The sequence below is a fragment of the Mesorhizobium sp. UC74_2 genome, assembly GCF_042701485.1.
Classification (GTDB): Bacteria; Pseudomonadota; Alphaproteobacteria; order Rhizobiales; family Rhizobiaceae; genus Mesorhizobium.
Map to the genome: position 1 here is coordinate 4971674 of NZ_CP170562.1, position 22455 is coordinate 4994128.

Sequence of the window (22455 nt, forward strand, 5' to 3'; positions counted from 1 at the left end):
ATCCATGAATGAGGTTAGCCACGATCGGTCTGGATTTGGTCAAGAACGCATTTAAAGTGCTCAGGGCAGATAGGTCAGGCGCAATGGGGAACACAAACCGCGTGCGGTGGTTGCCATGACCGAAGGCTGCGGCGAGGCGGGCCTCGACGCGGCCATGCAGGAGCGGCTGAAGCACCCCGACAATCTGATCGGCCGCACCGGCACGCCACACATCTTGCACTTCCTCTAAGCGGGCCTTTGCCAGATTACGGGAACCCCCACTAACTAAGCCTGCACCACCTCTACGGTGACATGCGACAGGTCGTGAATCTGCGACAGCTTGGCCTTGTAGTCTGCCACTGGCTTCGGTGATTCCGACGCAACACAAACGATAGCGGCATGGTGCCCTGGTCCAACTTGCCAGACATGAAGGTCGTTGATGCTGTCTCCATCGGTTTCGATAAGAGCGCGGATTTCGTCGGGCAGATCTTCGTCCTCGGGTACGTAGTCGAGGAGGACACTGCCCGCGTCGTGGATGAGACCCCAGGACCATCTTGCGATCACGATGGCACCGACAACGCCCATAGAAGGGTCAAGCCAAACCCAGCCGTACAAGCTGCCGAGTGTCAGCGCCGCGATGGCCAGCACCGAGGTGAAAGCATCGGCGATGACGTGGATATAAGCCGCGCGGAGGTTGTTATCGGTACTACCCGCGCCGCGGTCGTGGTGATCGTGGTCATGATGCTCATGTCCATGATGTTCGTGTCCGTGATGATGGTGTGAATGATCGTCGCGTAGCAGGAATGCCGAGGCGATATTCACGGCCAGGCCGATCACCGCCACGAAGATCGCTTCGCCGAAGTTGATCGAGACCGGGGAGTAGAAGCGCTGCAAGCTCTCCCATCCAATGAGCACTGCGATGAGCGCCAGGATGATCGCGCTGGCGAAGGCAGCGAGATCACCGAGCTTACCTGTTCCAAAAGTGAAGCGCGCATTACGGGCATGCTTGCGCGCGTAGCGATAAGCAAGCGCGGCAATGAGCATGGCGGCGGCGTGGGTGGACATGTGCCAGCCATCGGCCACAAGCGCCATGGAACCGAAGATCGAGCCCGCCGTGATTTCCGCGACCATCATGGTCGCGGTGAGCGCGATTACGAACCAAGTGCGGCGCTCGTTGCGCTCGTGTTGGTCGCCAAGGAATACATGTTCGTGCGGCGTCGAGAGTCGGAATGTGTCGTTGGTCATTTGAGATACGTCCTTACAACATCAATCAGCTCGGCTGCCCCCTGCGCGCGCTCCGCGTCGTCGTCTTTGTCTGGGTTAGAGATGTGCTCGCGAATGTGATCCTCAATCAGCTCGGCGGTTAGCCCGGTGATCGCACCACGCATTGAAGCAACGAGATTGAGCGTTTCACCGCATGGAGCTTCGTTCGTCAGCGATTTCTCGACGGCTTCGAGTTGGCCTTTCAGGCGGCGGACTCTGGCGATCAATTTCGCCTTATTCTTTGTAAGATGCGACATAGTATAGGGGTCTATCCTATATTTTGATAAAATTCAACCTTTTTGATCCAGCTTGTAGAGTGGTAAGCTAACCGTGAACGCGCATGGAGCTTGAACGATGGCGCAGACAACGCCGGCTATTGTCACCAGGAGCCGCCGGCCAGCGTCATGCCGCTTGGCCTGCTGTTCCTCGGGCACGACGGCATCTGGTCGAAGCCGTATCTCGCGGGTGAAAAGGCAGCCTTGACCGCCGAACGCGCAAAGATTGCGAATGGCTTCGATCTCAGCGCGACCATGCATTGGGGCAAAACGAAAGCTAGGATCAGACAAATCCTGCTGCCTCGCGCCAATCAATTGCTCCAGCTTGCAAGCGTGCAGCGCCTCCTTGCCGAAGCGCTCGCGAGAGGCGAACGCATCCTGGTCTCAAATGGCATCGTCTTTTGGTACGAGGCCCACGGCGGCGTCGGCTGGCAGGTGAAGGAGACCTCCTCGACGCGCGAAGCCGACGGGGCGACGATCTGGAAGGAGGGTACAATCCTCTCCACCAACCACGGCCGGCTAGTCGTGCTTCCCTACATCAAGGAGAATGGCGAGCGCATCCGCGGCCATACCAAAAATGGCCCGAACGACGGGCGCGCTCTTCCTCGCCATCCAGACCACTATGTCGAGATTCCATTTTCTCTGTACGGCGGTGATCTAATGATCGGTCTGTTCGGTGAGCTACCCTACGAATGAGAGTAGATTACCCAGTGCCCGGTCGTTGTTTTGTTATCTGGGCGTAGGTTGCGAAACAAGTGCGGGAAGGAAGATCGATGTCGCCTGTTGAGGCATGGCTCAACGCCAATACCGAAGGCTACGCTCACTTGGTTCCCGACGAGCGGCAGGCAATCCACGAATTCTCCCTGCTCTGGAGCTTCTTCGAAGCGCGAGTGATGGCAAACAATGCCAGCATTGGCGGTTTCCGTGCGCGCGTCGCCCAGGCCGCGAACCATGGATCTGGCCTGGATGTTGGGCCCTTTCAGGAGGCTCTTGCGTTCTTCACGGCGCGTTACCGCGACGGTAGTGGTTTCAACCATCACTTCCAGGCGTTGCGCTTCCACCCCGGCTCGAACGGCGGCCGTCCCGAGGTAGAGGCTGTTTTGAGTGAGGCTCAAACGGGCGCCGCGGAGACCATTCTGGCCTTGCTCATCATCGTCTACCGCCTGCGGAACAACCTCTTTCATGGCGAAAAGTGGAGCTATTATTTCAAGGATCAGCTCGGAAACTTCACTCATGCGAGCGCCATCCTCATGCGCACGGTCGAGCTGTTTGCTGTGAAGGGATTGCTGACCGTTCCTGAATGATTGCGCGCCGCGAATATCGTGGGCATCCTCAGGAAGTCGGAGCCTTCCGCCCCGAGCCTCCGTCTCGGCCGACTCCTTCAACGGGAAAACTCCTCAACGCCCCATGAGTGAGAGAATCCGGAATGGATTCGTGACGGGCTGTTCGAGAGATGGGGAGCAACCGCTCGACCCTGAGCCATGTTAGGAGGCAGATGGCGCCCCAGCGTAGATGAAACTGATAACTATGTTTCCGCTGGGGCACTATGAGAGCGTATCCCACAAAACGCCAACGCCGCCTAAAATGCGATCCTGCACGCCATCTCCCTGCGACGACTTTGGGGTGCTGCAAACAAGTTGAAGGCGCTCGGCGACATGCTTGCCGTTGATACCAGCATTCAGAGCATGTAGCCGATATCCGAGGCGCCAGTGGGATACGCGAACATTGTCGTCTTCAGATTGTCGGCCGTCAGGTCGTGGCGGATCGCCAGGGCAAACAGGTTGATCACTTCATCGGCGTGCGGCCCGACAAGATGAGCGCCGATGATGCGCCCCGTATCGTCCTCCACCATCACCTTGAAGCCATAGGTCTTCTCTACGGCCTGGCGGGCCGTAAACCAGTCGGACGCCTTCTGGGACTTCGTCTGAAATTTCAGGTCCTGCTGACGTGCTTGTTCCTCGCTCAGCCCGACGGCGGCGATCGGCGGGATCGTGAAGGCGACGCTTGGCACGCCGCGATAGTCGGGTCTATGCCGATTGCCCTCCAGGAGGTTAGCGGCGACCATCTTGGCGTCGTGGCTGGAGACGGGAGTCAGCGGCGGCCCCTCCTGTGCCGCATCGCCGGCGGCATATACGGCTGCGTTAGAGACGCTCTGCAGGTACTCATTCAGCTTGAGCCGGCCCTTCTCCGCGGCGACGCCGCCGGCCTCAAGATCAAGCGCGTCGAGCGCAGGCGCGCGGCCGGCCGAATGGACAACGAGGTCGGCGTCGAAGGTCGCGTCTCCGCCTTCTGAGGAAGCGCGGACGACAAAGCCCGCATGGTCCTTCTCGATCGCGCTTACCGTGGTCCGCAAGCGCACATCCACCCGGATCTCCCGGAACTTGTCCATGAGCCAGCCCACGAGGTCCGGGTCAAAGTGTCCAAGCATCCGTTTGCCACGCTGGAGAATCGTCACCTGCACACCCGCACGCGCAGCGATGTGGGAGAACTCCGACGCAATATACCCGCCGCCAACCAGCACGATCCGGCGTGGCAGTCGCTCCATGGCCAAGAAGTCTTCGTTGGTGGCGAAGTACTCTTCACCGGGAATCCCTAGCCTTATCGGCTCGGCACCCGCAGCGATAAGGACGTGGCGGGCTTCAAGGCTCTCGCCGTCCACCGTCAGGCTGTTCCGGCCCGTGAAGCGCGCGTGCCCGCGGTACGTATGGATGCCCTTTTCATCGTAGCGGTGTTCATGTTTTTCAGGGACTGGATCGGTGAAGGTGCGCTTGAAGGCAATCAGTTCGGGCCAGTCGATATGGACGTCGCCGGCAACGCCGTTGCCCCGCATGCGCCGGGCGTGGTCGAGGGCCGAGGCACCGCCGACAAGCATCTTTTTCGGGTCGCAGCCGCGTAGGGCGCAGGTGCCGCCGAAAGGCCGGTAGTCGATGATCGCCACACTCCAGCCGGCAGCGCGCACGCGCATGGCAGCGACCATGGCAGCCGTGCCGGTTCCTATGACTACGAGGTCGTATTGCTCCGCCATTCGTCTCTCCTACTTATGCCTGCTGCCGCCCATCCGAACGCGGCGCCGATTCCCGCGAGAGCAAGCGGCATCAGCGTGCCTATCCGGGTCGCGCTCGTCACCGTTCTCTTGGTCTGCGGCGAGGTGGCAGGTATCAGGTCGATGACAGAAGCGCGCGGCAGTTCTTGCGCTTGAAAACGAGTATTGCCTGAATGAATCTCTATCAGCCCGCGCAGCACGACAGCTTCGCGACGTCCTTGCTGAACGACAGCGCCGCGAGCTTCAGGCCCTCGACTGTGGTGAGATACGGAAAGATCGTATCCGCGAGGTCGTCGATGGTGAGGCGGTGCCGGATCGCGAGCGCCGCGGTCTGAATGCTGTCAGCACCCTCCGGCGCCAGGATATGCGCGCCGAGCAGCCGGCCGCTGCCGGCGTCGGCGACAAGCTTGATGAGCCCGCGGGTGTCGCGCGCGGCGAGCGCGCGCGGCACCCTGGTCGAGACCGATCGTCGAGGCACGGACGGCATACCCCGCCGTTCGAGCCGCGGCCTCCGTCAGCCCGACACTCGCCACCTGCGGGTCGGTGAACACGACGGCGGGCATGGCGCTGTTGTCGTAGCGCAAGCTGTCGCCATTGAGGGCGTTCTTCGCCGCGAGCTTTGCGCCGTAGGCGGCCATGTAAACGAACTGGTCGCGGCCGGTGACGTCGCCGGCGGCATAGATGCCGGCGCGGGTCGTGCGCATCCGATCATCAATGACGATGGCGCCCCTAGACGAGACGGCGATCTCGTGTTCGGCGAGCCCCAGGCTTTCAATATTGGGTGTGCGGCCGGTGGTGATCAGTACCCGGTCCGCCTCGATCGTCGTGTCCTGGCCGTCGCGCGCAACAATGAGCGAGACACCGTCCTCAGTCTTCCGAATGGCGCGGTAGGCAATACCGGAGGTCACGGTGATCCCCTCGTCTGCGAAATACGCCGTCAGGGCCGCGCTGATCTCGGGCTCGGTCTCGGGGAGCAAGCGGGACCGGCACACGAGCGTCACCTTGACGCCGGCGCGGACGAACATCTGGGCGAGCTCCGCTCCGATATAGCCGCCGCCGATCACAAGCAGCGACCGCGGCAGCTCCTCGAGGTCGAGCGCCGTCGTGCTGGTGAGATACGGCACGGTCTCGATGCCGGGGATGGCAGGAACCGCCGGCCGCGCGCCGGTCGCGATGATGATCTTGCCGGCGGGAATGCGCGTGCCGTCCACCTCGACGCCACGGTCCATGAGGCGCGCCGGCCCTTCGCGATAGGCGATGCCGTTATAGGCCGGGAGGAGGTCAATGTACTTGGCCTGGCGCAACCCGGAAACGAGCGCGTCCTTCTGGCGAACGGTTCCCCGCCAGTCGGTCACTTCGGCCTCGGCCGAGATGCCGGCGAAGCGCGCTGCCGCCCGAGCATTGTGGAGCGTCTCGGCGGCGCGGATCAGCGTCTTCGACGGCACGCAGCCGATATTGACGCAGGTGCCGCCGATGGTGCCGCTCCCTATGAGCGCTACCTGCGCGCCTTGGTCGGCGGCTGTGATCGCGGCCGAGAAGCCGGCCGAGCCGGCGCCGATGACGACGAGATCGTAGCCACCGCCATTGCGCCCGTTCGAGGCAACCCGCCGGCCTGCCGTCGGCGTGTTTTTCGACACGGTATCGACCGATGATGGAAATGCTCCACGCGCCTCGGCAGCGAGGTCGACCGCACGTTCGCCGGCGGTCACACCGGCAAGGCTCGGCCCGAAGATCGCTCGACCTGCTTCCAGGGCTTCCTCGATTGACAGCCGGAATCCCGGTTCGGCGGATCGACGCTCCTGACGCCACGCGGCGAGGTGATCGTCCGAACAGAAGAATGACGTTGCCGCGCATAGTGAGTTCGCAGCGCACGCGCCTTCATAACGGACGCTGAGCCACACGAAGGCCGTCCGCGGCTCGACCTGGGCCAACGCCCTGCCTCGATCTCGCGTGGCGATCCGGATTGGCGCGCCACAGTAGCGGCAGCTCGATGCGATCGCGATGTCGTGGCCGGTCATGGCACCGATGCCGAGCGCGTCGACCGCGCACATGGCATTGAGAGTGCGTCCATCCAGTGTGACCCGGTGGCCGGTGTCGCGGTCGGTGAAAGGATAGGCGCCGACGATCTTGTCGCCGTCGAGAACGACCAGGTCGCGACGGCGGAGATCTTGGAGCAGCGGCTGGATGGCCGTCTCGCTCAGCGCCGCACACTTGGCAAGCGCACCGGGCGTCGGAGCTCGTCCGTGTTCGGCGTAAAGCTGAAGCAGCACAACGCGAACGCGGTCCGTGGCCGGGTCGTAGCCGCTCCAGCGGTTGAGCACATGGCCGGACCCGACCATTGCCAGCAGGGCGTCTTTGACCACGAGCGACGAAACCACCGGCCAGTCCGGGAACGTCACACCTGGCCGCACGGCATAGCTCGGCAGTGTCGCGGATGCGGAAGCCGCAACCTTGTCCCGGGACGCGGTGGATGCGCAGCAATCGTTCATTGCTTCAGGCCTTCTTCGTGATTCTCGTCTCGCAACAGGCGGCTCTGGTGCGGCGCCGATAAACGCCCCACGCGATGAGCCCGAGGCTCGCCGCCAGCAGTGGAAACAGCACTAGATCCGCGCGTGCCATCCACGCGCTCAGACCAACCAGCGGCAGGAGCACCGCGAGGACAGGCATCGCGCAGCAGATCGCGGCAACAGTGGCGCCGGCGGTGCCGGTGCGGATCAGGGCACGGTCATTCATGTCAACTGCCTTGCTGCTGCGTCGGGCGGGCGGGATAGCCGGCGTTCATGCTGGCCGCCGCGATGGCGTCGGGGTTCGTTTTCCCGTCATCGAAGGTCACGGTGGCGGTCTTCGCCTCGAACGAGACCGCCACCTTCGTCACCCCGGGCACCGCTGCCATCGAGGTCTTTACGATGTAGGGACAGGAGGCGCAGGTCATGTTGTCGACGGCGAAGGTGATCGTACGTTCGGCAGCAAACGCAGCCGGCGCCGTCATCACCGAGGCGATCAGGGCGAGAGCGCTCAAATAGGTCTTCATGGAATGGATCTCCTCTTTGCTCAGGCGCGAAGCAGCAGCGGCGCGACATAGTCGAAGGCGAAGGCAGCCGCGACGAGGACCGTTGCGATCCAAAGCGCGATTTGCACGAGGCGGCTGGGGATCGGGCGTGCACAGGCCGCGTCATCGGCGCAGGCTTGCCGCGGCTTCCAGTAGACGAGGTAGAAGCCGTAGCCGAGAACACCCGTCGTCCCGGCGACGAACAATGGCTTGTAGGGTGCGAGCGCCGTCAGATTGCCAATCCAGGCGCCACCGATGCCGAGGCTGAACAAGACGAGTGGCACGATGCAGCAGGAGGAGGCGGCAAGCGCGCCGAGAATGCCGCCGACGGCGACCAAGCGCTGCCGTCCGACCTCGCTCCGCTCCGACGCGGCGACGCCCGCTTCGCCCGATGTGACCGCTACTGTTCCTGGTCGCGCGGTGTCCATGTCCGACCTCTCTATCCTTGCCGAAATACTATCTGTGCCGTACCATGCGGTCTGTAGTCACTACAGGGTCAAGAGGGTTTTTGCGATGCGCGATCACGCCGTGGTGAAGGGCCTGCAACGGGCCGAGCTCGCCCAGCGGACGGGCTGCAACCTGGAGACCGTGCGCTATTACGAGAAGGTCGGCCTTCTACCCGACCCGCCGCGCACAGCGAGCGGCTATCGCAGCTACGACACCTCGCATGAGCGGCGCCTTCGGTTCGTGCTGCGGGCGCGCGAGCTCGGCTTCTCGCTCGACGAGATCCGCGAACTCTTGCGCCTCGTCGACGAGCGGGACCAGCCCTGCGCGGAAGCGCGGGTTGTGGCCGCCACGCACCTCGACGATGTGCGGGCGAAGATAGCCGACCTAAGACGGATGGAGCGGGTGCTTAAGGACGTGGTCGCGCAATGCGCCGACGGCACGCTGCCGGAATGTCCGCTTATCGAGACGCTGTTCGCCGGACACAAGTAGCCAGTCTGGAACAGGTGGCGAATTTTCTACGCCACAACTCACCTGCCTACGACGATGCCATCAGCAGTGATCGTAGTCTGGAGTGCGAGGTCGTGCCGCCGCGAAGAAAAGGCGGGATTTGGCGTCCCAGCGTAGATGAAACTGATAACTACGTTTCCGCTGGAGCACTCTGATATTGCGACCGCAGGCACGAAGATCCCGCCAAAAGTACCTTCGGCTAGCCAAATCTACTACGCTCGTTCGTAGAGCAGCCCTGCTACGGCGAGCATAGGCCGGAGAGGGCTTACTACGCTAGGGTCGCCGAAAAGTCGCCGCCTATCGTCCCTCACCGCCGCAGTACGATCGCGAGCGCCACTGCTGAGGGCATCTGTTGGCCGACAGCGGTCTATCTGTTTTGAGGAAGTGTCTCCGTGAGTCGTGCGTCTAACGCATTATTAGAATGGATCACGCGTTTCTGCGTTCACGCCATTCCCGAAGCGCGGCCTCCGTCGCCTCCCGGCGGGGTGACCCGATAAAAATCGGCCATCCCATCTCCTCGAGTCGGGCGCGGGTGCCATTCGAGGCAGTGATGCGGGCGCCGTTGCGCAACAACCTGGTCATGGCATCGAGCAAACGGTTCCACTCGGGCGGCCAGTCTCGCGAATACGCTGCCCTTGTTTGCGCATCTGGAACGCTATGGGACCCGATCATCCCGGAGCTGCCGGGTGCCGAGGCGTTCGGCGGCGCTATCCGCCATTCGGTGACCTCCCGCTCGGCCGATGAGGTGCAGAGCAGGCGCGTCCTGGTGGTCGGCGGCGGCAATTCGGGTGCCGATATCGCCTGCGACGTGGCTCGAACAGCTGCTTCCGTATCGCTTTCGATGCGTCGCGGCTACTGGTTCGTGCCGAAATTTATCGCAGGGCGGCCTAGCGACCAATTCTTCCGCCGCCGCGACGGGCTGCCGGAATGGGCGCACCCGCCCGACGCGGCGGCGCTGCTCAAGCTTCTCGTTGGCCCTCACGAGGCTTACGGGCTGGAGACGCCAGACCACCCGCCATTTGCGGCTCATCCGATCATGAACACTGAAGTGCTCCACCACATGGGTCACGGCCGCGTATGCGCCGGGATCGCGCACGGAACGACAACGACGCAGAAGAAGCACGGCATCCCAGCGGAGAGAATGCACTCCTTCTTCGGGGCGAGCTGTCGACGGGCGTCGCGTCGTTGTTTCGCAGAAGCATTCACGTAATGAGCCGGACAGGGCCAAACATTGCCGATAGCTATTCGACGGAGAATTGGCCCATCATTCCGTTGTCCTCGTGCTCCAGAATGTGGCAGTGATACATGAAGGGGTAGCCCTGCGAGGCCTTGCTAAACTTGACGAGCAGCTCCGCGGGTTCGCGCACCAGAACTGTATCTCTGAGTCCCTGATCCAGGACGTCTGGCTTCCTTCCCGCCCTGCTCAGCACCTCGAAGTGGACGCCGTGGATATGGAGCGGGTGAGCCATCATCTCGCCCGAGACTTCCCAAATCTCCGTATTGCCAAGGGTCACGCTCTCATCGATCCGCCGCATGTCGAAGGGGCGGCCATTGATGCTGAACGGGGCAGCCATGGGACCGGCTTCCGTTCTAGTGTCGCCCGACATCTGTTCTTCCATCATGCCGCCGCCCATCATTCCGCCCATACCCATGTTGAGGACCAGCCGGCGCCGCCGTATCGCTGCCGAAGGCTGAACCCGCTCCTGTGCGATGAGCAGCTTAGGCACGGATGCGGCTCCCGAAGCAGCCGCGCCCGGCTCAAACCTGATGAACGCTCCACCCGCAACACGGTCTCGGCCGAAGTCTTGCATCATAGGCATCATGCCCATTATTCTCGAGTTGGAATCAGCGGTAGTTAGCAGCCCCACGGGGCTTCGATCCGAGAAGTCCACCAGCAGTTCGGCGCGCTGCCCGGGAGCAAGGCGTATCGATTGCAACTGCACCGGTCGTTCAAGAAGGCCGCCCTCGGTCGCGATCCAGTGGAAGGCCCTCTTGTCCTCGAATGAAAGATCGTAGACGCGCGCGTTTGACGCGTTCACCATGCGTAGCCGCACGAGGCGTGGAGGCACCTGAGCCACGGGGTTAGGAGTGCCGTTTACCAGAACGATATCGCCGCGCCTGCCCTGCATGAGCGTCATCATGCCGTTTGGCATTACGAGCAGGCCGTCCTCAAACTGACGATCCTGTAGGACAAGCGGCAGGTCGTCCACTCCATAGTCGTTCGGAAGCCCGAGACGCTGCTCCTCGTCGTCCTGAATGATGAAGACGCCTGCCAGGCCCCGATAAACCTGTTCCGCGGTGAGCCCGTGAACGTGCGAGTGATACATCAAGGTGGCAGCCGGTTGGTCGATCGGGAGCAGCGGACGCCACGTCTGACCTGGACTGATAGGCTGGTGCGGCCCCCCATCCAGCGGGCCTGGAACGAGTAGGCCGTGCCAGTGCACAGTGGTGGTCTCAGCAAGCTCATTCTTGACGTTGACCTGGACGGAATCTCCCCGCCTGACCCGGATGGTCGGGCCGAGGTAAGACCCATTGTATCCGAGCGTCTCGCTGAACCGTCCAGGGTAGAACTCGGTTGTTCCAGTCTGCACGCGAAGCGAGGCAGATCCCCCGCTCGCCCGCGGGTCGAGTAGGGGTGGGATCTTGAGCGCCTGTGTGTCAGTTCCGCTCCTAGGCCACAGGATAGGGCGAGCAGCAAAGCCCGCAATGCCTAATCCAAGAACGCCAGCTCCCGCCAGAACCGTTCGACGTGAAAGAAGCATGAGGGAACCCCTTGATCAGATCGGCGGAAGATGCAGCAGGGCGAGCTAGCCTTGTATCGATGGTCCTTCCGGTTCAGCTCTCATGATCTCGGCCTCATCCGGGCAGTCCCCGCACATTCGATTGGCGGGCAGAGCGATATCGATCCGCTTCGGATATGGCAGGTTGAGATCGCTCATGATCTGGATGAACTCGTCCAAGCTTTTGCCGGCGCCAAGACGCGGGTTTCGCTCGCGCTCCTGCTCCACCGTACTAACGTGGCGGTGCTGGTAGTCATGGGCGGGATAGACGAGAGTTTCTCCGGGCAAAGTGAAGATCTTCTCGTGGATCGAGCGGTAGAGCGCGGCCGCGTCACCGCCCTGAAAGTCCGTTCGTCCGCACCCGTCGATCAGAAGGGCATCGCCTGTGAAAACCCTCGTCACGCCAGGAACGTCGATGAGGTAGCTGTGATGCGAGTCGGTGTGGCCAGGAGTATAGAGGGGATTGAATGTGAGGTGACCGACGGACAGCGGGTTGACCTCGCTCACGCCCACGTCGGCACAAGGAAGACCGTCCAGCTCAGGATAAGCCACCTTGCATCCAGTGATGCTCCGCAACCGGCAAGCGGATGTGACATGGTCGGCATGGATGTGCGTCTCGAGTGTGTATGCGAGCCTTAAACCGAGATCCTGGAGAGCGGAGAGGTCCCGGTCCAACGTCTCCAGGACCGGATCGAGAAGCACGGCTTCTCCTGTGTCGCGGCAGCCGAACAGGTAAGTGTAGGTTGAAGATTCCGGCTCATACAGTTGGCGAAAGTTCATGTTCAGGCTCCCGGCGGCTTGGAGTCCATGACGCGCGCGCTTTTGGCGAACCTCATGCGTTGCTTCGTGCAGGGCCGAATTATGGACGGCTTCCGTCGAGGCCATCGCGACGGCAGTAGTTCATGATCAATTCTCCTGAGGATCTGAGTTTTCAGGTCCGGTGTGGCTGTTCTTCACATGTGACTGGTCGTTAGCGCTGCCAGCAACCGCCGCGGGCGCGACAGCGGCTGCTTCCGCGATCGGCGCGCAATATATTCCATGGAGTGTCTCTATGACTTTGGCGGCCTCTGTGCTCGCGAGCGTGTAGTAGACAGTCTGGCCCTCACGCCGGGTGCGAACCAAGCCATCCTTGCGGAGCAGCGCCAGTTGTTGCGAGACAGCTGTCTCCCGTGCCTGGATGAGGCGAGCGAGTTCGCCGACCGACCTCTCGCCCTCCAAAAGGTAGCAGAGGAGGAGAAGGCGGTTCCGACTGGCAAGCGCCTTCAAGAGGTCTGTCGCTTGCTCTACCGCTTGGAACATCTCTTCTATCTTCATAGTTTCATACATATGAAGGGCATCGGCTCTCATCAAGGTTGCTTGGTGGGCGACTGGGCGCAGGCGTGGCGCAGTTCCTCAGCAGCAGGAGGATCAGCGACTCTATGAACGAGCCGTTCCTCCCGCATGTTGTTGCCCCCGAACGACCGGAAACGGTCACGGGTTGGCGCGAGCCTGGATAAACTCGCGAGGTGAATGGTAACCCGATACCACCAACGGTTTCCATCGTTCACCCGTCGTAGATGCATATCATCGCACTTGCGCAGATATGAAGGCAACCCTAAATAGGGATCGTCTAATGTTTTGATCGGGTCGAAGGAATGGACAACTTTACTCCGGTATCAGCGCTGCTCGGCGGCCTGTTGATCGGCGCCTCCGCGGCTCTGTTCCTCTTCCTGAATGGCCGCATCGCGGGTGTCAGCGGCATCCTCGGCGGCTTCATTCATCCTGCCCGCAATGAGATCGGCTGGCGCCTGGCTTTCGTCGCCGGCCTCTTCCTCGCCCCATTCCTCTACGCCGCGCTTGGCGGCGCGCTGCCGCAGATCACCCTGACTCCTTCGATAGAGCTTCTGGCCGTCGCAGGCCTGATCGTCGGCTTCGGCACCCGTCTCGGGGCAGGTTGCACCAGCGGTCACGGCGTTTGCGGCGTCGCACGCGGCTCGCCACGTTCGCTCGCCGCGACAGCGGTCTTCATGGCCACGGCCATCGCCACTGTCTTCATCACGCGTCATGTTCTCGGAGGCTGACTCCATGTCCCTCATCATCTCCGCCTTCGCCTCCGGGCTGCTCTTCGGCCTCGGGCTGGTCATCTCCGAGATGGTCAATCCGGCGAAGGTGCTCGGGTTCCTCGACGTCTTCGGCAACTGGGACCCGAGCCTTGCCTTGGTGATGGGCGGCGCCCTCGCAGTGTCTGCGCTCGGATACCTCCTCGCCAAGCGCCGAGGTGTCCCGGTCTTCGCGCGGCGGCTTGAGATCCCGACCCGCCGCGATCTTGATCCGCGCCTGATCGGTGGGGCCGTGCTCTTCGGCGTCGGATGGGGCCTGGTCGGCCTCTGCCCGGGCCCGGCTTTGACCGCGCTTACCTTCGGGCCTTGGCAGGTTTTCGTCTTCATCACGGCGATGATGACCGGCATGGCCCTGTTCCGGTTGCTCCCGGACGACTGGCCACAGGTGACCTTCCGACGCGGGCCGGCGGGAGTAGACGGCTAATGCCCGACCTCATCACCTCTCTCCTGGCCACAGGCTCGGGCGGCATCGTGGGGCTGGTTCTCGGGCTCGTGGGCGGTGGCGGCTCGATCCTTGCCGTGCCGCTGCTGGTCTACGTGGTCGGCGTGGCCTCGCCCCACGTGGCCATCGGCACAAGCGCTGTCGCTGTTTCCGCGAGCGCCCTTGGCAATCTCTTCCCGCACTGGCGCGCCGGCAACGTCAAATGGCGGTGCGCCGCAGTCTTCGCTGCCGCCGGTGTCCTCGGCGCATTTGCTGGCGCGGCCGTCGCCAAAGCCGTCGATGGCCAGAAGCTTCTGGCGTTGTTCGGCGTCGTGATGGTCGTGATCGGCGCCGTGATGCTCCGCAGGCGGGAGGGCCGCGGCAACCCGGACGTACGCCTCTCGTCCGAGACTGCGCGAGAGCTCCTGCCTCTTCTTCTCGGGATCGGCTTCACTGTCGGAGTGTTCTCCGGGTTCTTCGGGATCGGCGGTGGATTCCTGATCGTACCGGGATTGATGCTCGCGACCCGGATGCCGCTCGCGTTCGCCATCGGCACCTCGCTCGTTGGGGTGGCGGCCTTCGGGGCGGCGACGGCCGCCAGCTACGCGCTCTCAGGGCTCGTCGACTGGTGGCTCTCCGGCCTGTTCGTGCTCGGGGGGCTCGTCGGTGGGCTGGTCGGGACGGCACTTGGAAAAGTTGTCGCCAGCCGCAAGCAAATGCTGGGCACGCTTTTCGCCGGCCTCGTGATCGTGGTCGGCCTCTACATTATTGCCCGAGGGCTCCTCGCGCTGACAGCCACTCAGCCATGAATCAATCGAAAGGAGCAAACTGCATGCCCGCCTCGTCTTCGCCTCTGAAAGGCAACCCTGTCGTGAAGGGCTTCTTCGAGAAGCGCACGTCTAGCGTCCAGTATGTCGTCGCCGATCCGGAGACGAAGCGCGCCGCCATAATCGACCCGGTGCTGGACTTCGATCCGAAGTCCGGCGCTACGGCCACTCACTCGGCCGATCAGCTCCTCGCGCATATCGACCAGGAGGACTACACGCTGGAGTGGATTTTGGACACCCATCCGCATGCCGATCATTTCTCGGCGGCCGGCTACCTCAAGGACAAGACAGCCGTCCCGACCGCCATCGGCGAGAAGGTCGTCGAGATCCAGAAGCTCTGGAAGGGGATCTACAACCTGCCCGACAGCTTCCCGCCAGACGGCTCGCAATGGAACCGGCTCTTCGCCGACGGCGAACGTTTCAAGATCGGCAACATGGACGTCGAGGTGGTGTTCACGCCGGGGCACACGCTCGCCTCGATCGCCTACGTGGTCGGCGACGCCGCCTTCATCCACGACACTATCTTCATGCCGGATGGCGGCACAGCCCGGGCCGACTTCCCTGGCGGCTCAGCAAAGGTGCTGTGGAACAGTATTCAACGCATCATGGCGCTGCCCGACGACACCCGCTTGTTCACCGGGCACGACTACTGCCCTGGCGGTCGAAAGCCGGAATGGGAAAGCACAGTGGCTGAGCAGAGGGCCAGGAACACGCACCTCGTAAAGGCAAGAACGGAAGAGGAGTTCGTGGCCCTGCGCGAGAAGCGCGACCGCGAGCTGCCTATGCCGAAGCTCATCCTGCACTCCCTGCAGGTGAACATCCAGGGCGGTCGGCTGCCTGAGCCCGAGGAAAACGGCATACGTTATCTCAAGATCCCCCTCGATGCGCTCGACGCACCGTGGGACGAGTGAAGGAGCCAATCATGACGACGAAAAGTGCAAAGGATCTAGTGGCTGAGGCAAGCCGGGACATCGAGACGCTTTCGGGCCCAGAAGCAGCGAAGTTGGTGGGCGACCCCAGCGTGATGTTTGTGGACGTGCGCGAGGCCGAGGAGCTGCAAAAGACAGGTAAGCTCCGGGGTGCCGTGCATGTGCCGCGCGGATTCCTCGAGTTCCAGGCCGATCCGACCAGCCCGACGCACAAGCCGGAGCTGGGCGGGGGCAAGAAGCTGGTGCTCTACTGCGGATCAGGTAACCGCTCCGCTCTTGGCGCCAAGGCCCTCAAGGAAATGGGCATCACGAACGTAGCGCATGTCGCCGGCGGGTTCCCGGCCCTCCAGCAGGCGGGCGGACTCGTGGAAGAGGTCAACCGATGATGCAAGACATGATGGGTGGAGGAATGATGTGGGGCATGGGCTTTTTCTGGCTCGTCATCATCATTGTTCTCGTGCTCGCGGCGATCGCCCTCGCCAAGTACATCTTTTCACGCCGTCGGTAAGAGACAGCGTCTAACCAGAAAGGATCAAGGTCATGAGCTACTACCTTGCAAAAACGCTCTCGACGTCATTCGACGATGCTCTCACACGCACGACGGAAGCCTTGAAGGCGGAGGGCTTTGGCGTCATCACGCAGATCGACATCCGGGAAACCCTTAAGCGGAAGGTGAACGCGGATTTTCGGCCCTATACGATCCTCGGGGCCTGCAACCCGGCGCTCGCGTTAGAGGCGCTCAAGCTCGAGGACAAGGTCGGGACGATGCTGCCCTGCAACGTCATCGTCCAGGAACTTAGGCTTGGCGAGGTTGAAATCGCGGCAGTCGATCCTGTCGCCTCTATGCAGGCGATTCAGAACCGTGAGCTCGCCGATAAAGCGCAAACCGTGAGAGGCAAGCTGGAGAAGGTGATCCAGAGCCTCTGACAGCGGCATTTCTGCTCCATCAGCTTCACGAGCCAAAGCCTTCGGAGTTCTATGGAAAGGGAGGGAGACTGCGCCCTGAGGATCGAACTGCGTCATCTCCGCTATGTCGTTGCGGCTGCACGAATGGTCGACGTCTCCTGTGCGCTTTCGACGTATGCTGAACACGGTGCGTTCCGTGATTGTGCCGTTTCAGTGCAACGAAACGAGCGCTCTCGTGTCGATCGAGCTTAAACATCTACGCTATGCCGAGGCGGCGGCACACCATGGCAGCTTCCGCAAGGCGGCGGATTCGCTCGCACTGAAGCAATCCAATCTGAGCCGCCGGATCAGGCATCTCGAGGATCAACTCGGCGTTAGGCTTTTCGAGCGAACCAATGGCGGCGTGCGACCGACCTCGGCTGGGCGCGACTTCATCCACGGCGCGCGGCGCGTCCTCCACGAGCTGGAGGTTGTGATCGATGGCGTCAAGGCGGTGGGGCGGGGCGAAGCCGGACACATCACAATCGGATTCTATACGTCGTTGTCGGCGGGCAATCTCCGCGCCACGCTTATTGAGTATTCTCGGCGCTTTCCGCAGGTGCACATCAGCACGGTCGAAGGCTCGCGGGCACGACTGTCCAAGGGAATCGAGAACGGCAAGATCGACATCGCCATCGTTACCGGCGAGCCCGCACTGGACGGCAACCGCTCGATGATGCTGTGGAGCGAGCGCATTATCGTTGCCCTGCCTCAGGACCATCCTCTCGCCGCCAACGAGATTGTTTACTGGACTGACTTGAAGCGCGAACGGTTCCTCTTGTGCGAGCGCGATCCCGGCCCGGAGATCTATGATATCCTTGTTGCCAAGCTGGCTTCTCCCGGCGATCTGCCTAAGGTCGTTCGGCACGATGTTAGTCTGGAGAACATCAAGAGCCTGGTCGGCGCTGGCTACGGCGTCAGCGTGATGTGCGAAGCGTGCATGGGCGCCAACTATGAGGGCGTGGTCCATCGTGAAGCGCGCGACGGCAATGGCTCGACTCATATCGTCTATCGCGCCTATTGGAAGGGCCACGACGACAACCCTGCAGTGGGGCATTTCATTCGGCTTTTGGAGGAGCGCTGTCCGCCGGTCGCGAACGGGAACGGGATGCGTGGCGGAGTTTCGCGAAACCGCGATCCGTCGCCATGAAACGCTCGATCATCGGTGCGACGACCTTGGCGGGCTCGACGGCTTTGCCGCTTTCGCGGCCAAGGATCTCCGCATATGCGATGAGATCGCGGTGAAGAGCAGCGGGCAATTCCACCGAGAGTTTCACCGGCTTGTCGTCTTCGAGCGGCCCTAGCCTTAGCTTGGCCATCGGTTAGCCTCCGTGGGGTTCGAGGACCAGGTCACGCGTGACGATAACGCGAACGGGAAAGCCCGGCCGTATGGTCAACGTCGGCGCGACGTTGAGCTGGCGGCGGACGATCTGTTGGCCCGCATCGTTGATGGTGTCTTGCCCGCCGTTGCGGATCGCCTGAATCAGGCGGTCGTCGTCGTTGGTGGCGAGCTCGGCGCCAATGCTCAGCAGCGTGGATAGTCCCGCCGCCTTTGCCAGTTCCCACCAATGATAGTCGATGCCATCCTGAAGGCCCGCATAGCCTTCAGCGTCGGCGCCGGGCTGACGCTCGAGGACGATCGAGCGCCCGTTCGGGAGGATCAGCCGATTCCAGACCAGGAGCACACGGCTCTGGCCGAACTGAACATTGTTGTCGTACTGGCCGATGATCCGCGTCCCTTGCGGCACCAGCAGGATGCGCCCTGTCGGGCTGTCGTAGATGTTCTCCGTCACCTGCGCGGTGATCTGGCCCGGAAGATCGGAGCGGATGCCCGTGATGAGCGCGGCGGCGATCACGGCGCCCGCCTGAAGGATATAGGGGGACGCCGGCGCCGCAACGCGATCCTGTGCCACCGTGCGCCGATCGGCGGCCGCATTGAGGAATGCAAGCTGTCGATCTTGCGCTGATGGTGTGGCAGGTGGTGGCGCGAGGCCGAGGCCGGCGAGGTCAGGCGCCGGCGGTGGCGCGATCGTCGCAGCCGCGGGGCCCGTCGACGCCATTGGACGGTTCTCCGTCCCGGTGAAAAGCCTGCTGACGCGCGCAGTCTCGATCTCCTGCAAACGGCGCTGCTCCTCGGCGCTAAGACCAGGATTGGCTTGGGCTGGCAACGGCTGACCACGATTCTGCGCGCCCAGGATGGGGCGCCCGAGGTCGCCCGGGAGCGGCGGGCCAAGCTGCGGAACGCCGCTATAATCGCGCGGCAATCCGGAAAGGCCGTCGGCAGTCGAGCGATTGTCGGTCGAGTGGAGTTCCTCGGCGGGCGTCCCCCCCTCGCGGGTTTGGAGCGCATAGATCAACGCGCCGCCGATCCCGACGCTCGCCAGAAGGCCGATGCCGGCAAGCACCTTGCGCGAGAGGCGCGTGACGCGCGGCGCTTCCGCACGAAGCCGCATTGGGGCGGCAGCGTCGTCGGCCGGCCCGGTCAGCGGCGCCTCCTGTTCTTCTTTCCGGGGGCCAGGCTCACTCACGACGCGGGCCTCCCATCGGTGCGGACGATCCGGACGCGTTTCTGGCGGTCGCCTGCGCCGAAGCGCAGCTCGGCGGCCGCGAACAGGCGGTCGACGATCATGTAGTTTGCGCGAACGCGGTAGTTCACGAGTTCGGAGGTGTTGCCTTCCGGACCCACTACGAACAGCGGCGGCATTTCGCCCTGGCCGATGCCGCGGGGAAACTCGATGAAGACCTGGCGACCATCATCGTAGGCGCGCAGCGGTCGCCAAGGTGCGCGGTCGCCTTCGATCGCATAGCGGAAATTGATGTTGGCGAGGTCGACGCCGGTGGCGACTGGCCTAGCGGCCTCTGCCTGCGCGTTCTGGCGCCGCAGCGCGATGAGCTGATCCTGCGGATACTGCCAGGACACCGAAGCCATATAGGTGCGCTCGGTCGAGCGAAGTTCCATGTGGTAGGTGCGCAAGTTCGTGTTGATGATGAGATTCGTCATCAGGTCGGCGCGGGTGGGCTTCACCAGGATGTGGACTTGGCTCGTCGCGCCCGCGCCGCTCAGCGTATCGCCGATGATCCAGCGAACCGTGTCGCCGGCGGCGACTGGACCGGAGCCGACCAGTTGCTCGCCCGGCTGAAGGGCTATGTCGGTGATCTGGCCGACGGCGGTATAGACCTGATAGAGCGCGCCGCCCGTATAGGGATAGACCTGCATGGCGTTGATGAAGCCGTCGCGGACCGGCTGCACGCGCGCGGCGGCGTTGGCCTGATTGACGCGCGCTGTCGGATCGGTGGGTTCGGGTGTGCCGCGGGATGGCTCGACGGGCTTCATCTGACCAGGGAGCGGCAGAGGTCTCGGCAGCTCGACCACGCGCACGGGAGCCGGGGGATTGGCGCTCAGCGCCGCCGGCACTGCGTCATCGTAGGAGATCTCCGGCGGCCTGTTCGCCGTGGCGCAGCCGGCGAGGGCCGACGTGCACAGCAGCAGAATCGCAAATGTGGAAGTGCGAGAAGCCGGGTTTCCGGCTTTACGGAAAGACGGCTTCATTGCCCAAGCTCCCGTGACCAGTTGATGGCGTTGACGTAGATGCCGAGCGGGTTGGCGCGCAGCCGGTCGGCATTGCGGGGCACCTGCATGACGATGGTGAGGATGGCGGTCCAGCGGGTCGTCTCGGCGAGCTGGCCGTTCTCGTAGCGGCGCTCGACCCAGGCGACGCGGAAGCTGTCGGGCGACGCCCGGATGACGCTGGAGACATCGACAGCGATCTGCTGCCGGCCGACCTTGGTGAAGGGGTCGTTCGAGCGCGCGTAGTCGTTCAGTGCCATCGCACCGCGGTCGGTCGTGAAATCGTAGGCGCGCAGCCAATTCTGCCGGACGATGATAGCGTCGGACGGAATCGATCGAACCTGCTCGATGAAGCGCGCGAGATGGAAGGCGATCTGCGGGTCAGTCGGACGATAGTCGGCGACAGCGGGCGCGACTGCCTGCGCCTGGCCGAGCCTGTCGACCTGAACGACCCAAGGGACGATCGTTCCGCGCGCCGATTGCCAGACAAGCGCCGCCGCGAAACCAGCGGACAGGATCAGCGAGCCGAACGCCATGAAGCGCCAGTTCTTGGCCTGAACGCGCGCGGCGCCGATGCGCTCATCCCAGACCTGAGCGGCGCGCTGGTAGGGCGTCTCAGGTTCGGGCGTCTTGCCGTAGTGAACGGAGGGTCTTCTGAACATCAGCGATCGCCTTCGGAGAGATTGATGGAAGAGCCGCCGCCATGGCTGTCGCCGCTGCGCACGGCATGGGCGGCCGCGGTCACACCGTGGCTCAGGGCTTGAGAACGCTTCATGCGGCGGGCCCAGGCCGGCGGCCCGTCAGCAGCCTGCGATGGCGCAGCCTCGGCCGCGCTTCCGCCGATCGTACCCATGGTCGATGTGCCGCCGGTGGCGGCGAACGCGGACTTGGCGCCTTCGGAGAAGCTCGACTTCATGCTATCGGCGGCGCGCGAGGCCGTCCGGCGGAGGGGCGAAGCCGCCGCGCCGCCGGCTGCGCGTGCGACCCCGCCCAAGCCTGACGCCACGCCTGCGGCGCCCGACTGGCCAGCGGCGCCAAGGCTGTAAGCGGTCGAAGCGCCGCCCGCCATCGCCGCACCGCCACGGGCGGCGGCGGCGGCTCCTCCAGCAAGGGCGCCGCCGCCAGATGCCACGGCCCCAACAGTCGCAGCGCCCGCCGCCACTATGCCGCCCGCCGCGAGTCCGGTGCCGACCGCGGCGCCGGCGCCGAGCTGCGGACCACCCGAGACGAGGCCGTTGGCGATACCGGGACCGAAGATGCCGAGACCCAGCAGCGACAGTGCGGCGAGCACGATCGCCATGGCCTGGTCGATCGTGGGCGTCTGGCCAGCGAACCCGGCGGTGAATTGAGAGAACAACGTCGAGCCGATGCCGATGATGACGGCGAGGACCAGCACCTTGATGCCGCTCGAGATGACGTTGCCGAGGACGCGCTCGGCCATGAACGCGGATTTGCCGAACAGGCCGAACGGGATCAGCACGAAGCCGGCGAGCGTCGTCAGCTTGAACTCGATCAGGGTGACGAAGAGCTGGACGGCGAGAATGAAGAAGGCGAGCAGCACCAGCGCCCAGGCGAACAACAGACAGGCGATCTGGATGAAGTTCTCGAAGAAGGCGATCCAGCCCATCAGGTTGGAGATGGAATCGAGCAGCGGCCGGCCGGCGTCGAGGCCGGTCTGCGCAACACGGCCGGGACGCATGAGATCGTCGACGGTAAATCCCGTGCCCGACGCCTTCAGGCCGAGCCCGGCGAAGCTTTCGAACACGATGCGCGCGAGGTTGTTCCAGTTGCCGATGATGTAGGCGAAGACGCCGACGAACAGCGTCTTCTTGACCAGGCGCGCCATGATGTCGTCGTCGGCGCCCCAGCTCCAGAACAGCGCGGCCAATGTCACGTCGATGACGATCAGCGTGGTTGCGATGAACGCCACCTCGCCGCCGAGCAGGCCGAAGCCGCTATCGATGTAGCTGGTGAATACGCCGAGGAACTGGTCGATGACGCCGGTGCCGCCCATGGTTCACCGTCCGTCCTGCGGCTGGGGCGATGCTGGCGCGGGCGTAGCGCCAAGGAATCGGTCCCGGGTTTCGGCCCAGGTGCGCAGACATTCGGTATCCCGCGCGGCGGCCTCGCCGAGCAGTTGGCAGCGCCGTTGCGCCTGGCGCAGCGGATCAGCCGGCGTGACTTCAACCGGCTGCAGCGCTTGGCCGGCGGGGTCTTCCTCTTTCCGGGTCATCTCGATCGCCGTCGCGGTGATGGCGACGGCGACGAAGACGACGGCGCCGAGGCGCGCTAGAAGCTTGCCGTCCATGACACGATCCTCTTG

Annotated in this window: 27 protein-coding genes and 2 pseudogenes; 13 read left to right on the forward strand and 16 right to left on the reverse strand. The window is 63.4% G+C overall.

Translation table 11 applies throughout. From position 1 onward, the window contains the following. Positions 1-115 precede the first annotated feature (115 nt). Positions 116-208, forward strand: a pseudogene (locus ACFJIU_RS24125) (2-deoxy-D-gluconate 3-dehydrogenase); the annotation flags it as partial. Between the two features lie 56 nt (positions 209-264). Here the strand turns inward: ACFJIU_RS24125 and dmeF are convergent. Continuing rightward, positions 265-1224: a CDF family Co(II)/Ni(II) efflux transporter DmeF gene (gene dmeF, locus ACFJIU_RS24130; RefSeq protein ID WP_379064291.1), complete on the reverse strand. Its 960-nt coding sequence runs from the start codon at positions 1222-1224 to the stop codon at positions 265-267. Then, a complete protein-coding gene (locus ACFJIU_RS24135; protein WP_379064293.1) occupies positions 1221-1499 on the reverse strand; it encodes a metal/formaldehyde-sensitive transcriptional repressor in 279 nt (92 codons plus the stop codon). The genes dmeF and ACFJIU_RS24135 overlap by 4 nt, the downstream gene beginning before the upstream one ends. Before the next feature lie 90 nt (positions 1500-1589). On the opposite strand from ACFJIU_RS24135, the gene ACFJIU_RS24140 reads away from it, so the two are divergent. Next, entirely contained in the window at positions 1590-2213 is a 624-nt protein-coding gene (locus ACFJIU_RS24140; protein ID WP_379064295.1) for a hypothetical protein, read from the forward strand. Between the two features lie 77 nt (positions 2214-2290). Then, a complete protein-coding gene (locus ACFJIU_RS24145) occupies positions 2291-2821 on the forward strand; it encodes a hypothetical protein (RefSeq protein ID WP_379064297.1) in 531 nt (176 codons plus the stop codon). Between the two features lie 374 nt (positions 2822-3195). On the opposite strand, the gene ACFJIU_RS24150 is transcribed toward ACFJIU_RS24145, so the two are convergent. The 5 genes and pseudogenes from ACFJIU_RS24150 to ACFJIU_RS24170 form a co-directional block, all read right to left on the reverse strand. Then, on the reverse strand, positions 3196-4542 hold the full coding sequence (locus tag ACFJIU_RS24150; RefSeq protein WP_012114891.1) for an NAD(P)/FAD-dependent oxidoreductase: 1347 nt from the start codon (positions 4540-4542) through the stop codon (positions 3196-3198). 202 nt (positions 4543-4744) lie between these two features. Continuing rightward, positions 4745-7049, reverse strand: a pseudogene (gene merBA / locus ACFJIU_RS24155) (bifunctional organomercurial lyase/mercury(II) reductase MerBA). A gap of 4 nt (positions 7050-7053) precedes the next feature. Beyond that, a complete protein-coding gene (gene merF, locus ACFJIU_RS24160) occupies positions 7054-7293 on the reverse strand; it encodes a mercury resistance system transport protein MerF (protein WP_041575624.1) in 240 nt (79 codons plus the stop codon). A gap of 1 nt (position 7294) precedes the next feature. Next, complete coding sequence (locus tag ACFJIU_RS24165) at positions 7295-7591, reverse strand: heavy-metal-associated domain-containing protein (RefSeq protein ID WP_012114889.1); 297 nt, start codon at positions 7589-7591, stop codon at positions 7295-7297. 20 nt (positions 7592-7611) lie between these two features. Next, a complete protein-coding gene (locus ACFJIU_RS24170; protein WP_012114888.1) occupies positions 7612-8037 on the reverse strand; it encodes a mercuric transporter MerT family protein in 426 nt (141 codons plus the stop codon). Positions 8038-8122: 85 nt separating this feature from the next. Between ACFJIU_RS24170 and ACFJIU_RS24175 the strand changes: the two genes are divergently transcribed. Together ACFJIU_RS24175 and ACFJIU_RS24180 are read left to right on the forward strand one after the other, a co-directional pair. After that, positions 8123-8545, forward strand: coding sequence for a helix-turn-helix domain-containing protein (locus ACFJIU_RS24175; RefSeq protein WP_012114887.1), 423 nt, complete (start codon positions 8123-8125; stop codon positions 8543-8545). Between the two features lie 580 nt (positions 8546-9125). Continuing rightward, entirely contained in the window at positions 9126-9773 is a 648-nt protein-coding gene (locus ACFJIU_RS24180; RefSeq protein ID WP_379064300.1) for an NAD(P)-binding domain-containing protein, read from the forward strand. 31 nt (positions 9774-9804) lie between these two features. Here the strand turns inward: ACFJIU_RS24180 and ACFJIU_RS24185 are convergent, their stop codons facing one another. From ACFJIU_RS24185 to ACFJIU_RS24195, 3 genes are all read right to left on the reverse strand, one after another. Beyond that, positions 9805-11325 (reverse strand): multicopper oxidase family protein, encoded by a 1521-nt coding sequence (locus ACFJIU_RS24185; protein WP_012114885.1) that lies wholly within the window; start codon positions 11323-11325, stop codon positions 9805-9807. Positions 11326-11370: 45 nt separating this feature from the next. Next, positions 11371-12123, reverse strand: coding sequence for an MBL fold metallo-hydrolase (locus tag ACFJIU_RS24190; RefSeq protein ID WP_012114884.1), 753 nt, complete (start codon positions 12121-12123; stop codon positions 11371-11373). A 126-nt stretch (positions 12124-12249) separates the two neighbouring features. Then, on the reverse strand, positions 12250-12657 hold the full coding sequence (locus ACFJIU_RS24195; RefSeq protein ID WP_078947116.1) for a metalloregulator ArsR/SmtB family transcription factor: 408 nt from the start codon (positions 12655-12657) through the stop codon (positions 12250-12252). Positions 12658-12977: 320 nt separating this feature from the next. Between ACFJIU_RS24195 and ACFJIU_RS24200 the strand changes: the two genes are divergently transcribed. The 8 genes from ACFJIU_RS24200 (at position 12978) to ACFJIU_RS24235 (ending at position 17714) form a co-directional block, all read left to right on the forward strand. Continuing rightward, a complete protein-coding gene (locus ACFJIU_RS24200) occupies positions 12978-13403 on the forward strand; it encodes a YeeE/YedE family protein (RefSeq protein WP_012114882.1) in 426 nt (141 codons plus the stop codon). Between the two features lie 4 nt (positions 13404-13407). Then, entirely contained in the window at positions 13408-13866 is a 459-nt protein-coding gene (locus ACFJIU_RS24205; RefSeq protein WP_012114881.1) for a DUF6691 family protein, read from the forward strand. Continuing rightward, positions 13866-14672, forward strand: a complete 807-nt coding sequence (locus ACFJIU_RS24210; protein WP_012114880.1) for a sulfite exporter TauE/SafE family protein — start codon at positions 13866-13868, stop codon at positions 14670-14672. Before ACFJIU_RS24205 ends, ACFJIU_RS24210 begins: the two co-directional genes overlap by 1 nt. Before the next feature lie 23 nt (positions 14673-14695). After that, positions 14696-15601, forward strand: coding sequence for an MBL fold metallo-hydrolase (locus ACFJIU_RS24215; RefSeq protein WP_012114879.1), 906 nt, complete (start codon positions 14696-14698; stop codon positions 15599-15601). Between the two features lie 11 nt (positions 15602-15612). Further along, positions 15613-16005: a rhodanese-like domain-containing protein gene (locus tag ACFJIU_RS24220; RefSeq protein ID WP_012114878.1), complete on the forward strand. Its 393-nt coding sequence runs from the start codon at positions 15613-15615 to the stop codon at positions 16003-16005. Continuing rightward, entirely contained in the window at positions 16002-16127 is a 126-nt protein-coding gene (locus ACFJIU_RS24225) for a hypothetical protein (RefSeq protein ID WP_281271806.1), read from the forward strand. Before ACFJIU_RS24220 ends, ACFJIU_RS24225 begins: the two co-directional genes overlap by 4 nt. A gap of 32 nt (positions 16128-16159) precedes the next feature. Further along, the gene (locus ACFJIU_RS24230; RefSeq protein WP_012114877.1) at positions 16160-16546 is read left to right on the forward strand and encodes a DUF302 domain-containing protein; all 387 of its coding nucleotides are present in this window, start codon (positions 16160-16162) and stop codon (positions 16544-16546) included. 214 nt (positions 16547-16760) lie between these two features. After that, entirely contained in the window at positions 16761-17714 is a 954-nt protein-coding gene (locus ACFJIU_RS24235) for a LysR family transcriptional regulator (protein ID WP_211325953.1), read from the forward strand. Here the strand turns inward: ACFJIU_RS24235 and ACFJIU_RS24240 are convergent. From ACFJIU_RS24240 to trbK-alt, 6 genes are read right to left on the reverse strand one after another with little or no spacing between them, the layout of a single operon-like run. Then, complete coding sequence (locus ACFJIU_RS24240; protein WP_078947110.1) at positions 17623-17883, reverse strand: DUF2274 domain-containing protein; 261 nt, start codon at positions 17881-17883, stop codon at positions 17623-17625. The genes ACFJIU_RS24235 and ACFJIU_RS24240 overlap by 92 nt on opposite strands. Positions 17884-17886: 3 nt before the next feature. After that, positions 17887-19092 (reverse strand): TrbI/VirB10 family protein, encoded by a 1206-nt coding sequence (locus ACFJIU_RS24245; protein ID WP_012114876.1) that lies wholly within the window; start codon positions 19090-19092, stop codon positions 17887-17889. Then, positions 19089-20114, reverse strand: coding sequence for a P-type conjugative transfer protein TrbG (gene trbG, locus ACFJIU_RS24250; protein WP_012114875.1), 1026 nt, complete (start codon positions 20112-20114; stop codon positions 19089-19091). The genes ACFJIU_RS24245 and trbG overlap by 4 nt, the downstream gene beginning before the upstream one ends. Next, a complete protein-coding gene (gene trbF / locus ACFJIU_RS24255; RefSeq protein WP_012114874.1) occupies positions 20111-20794 on the reverse strand; it encodes a conjugal transfer protein TrbF in 684 nt (227 codons plus the stop codon). Before trbF ends, trbG begins: the two co-directional genes overlap by 4 nt. After that, a complete protein-coding gene (gene trbL, locus ACFJIU_RS24260; protein ID WP_012114873.1) occupies positions 20794-22146 on the reverse strand; it encodes a P-type conjugative transfer protein TrbL in 1353 nt (450 codons plus the stop codon). Before trbL ends, trbF begins: the two co-directional genes overlap by 1 nt. Before the next feature lie 3 nt (positions 22147-22149). Beyond that, positions 22150-22440, reverse strand: a complete 291-nt coding sequence (gene trbK-alt / locus ACFJIU_RS24265; RefSeq protein ID WP_012114872.1) for a putative entry exclusion protein TrbK-alt — start codon at positions 22438-22440, stop codon at positions 22150-22152. Positions 22441-22455: the final 15 nt, after the last annotated feature.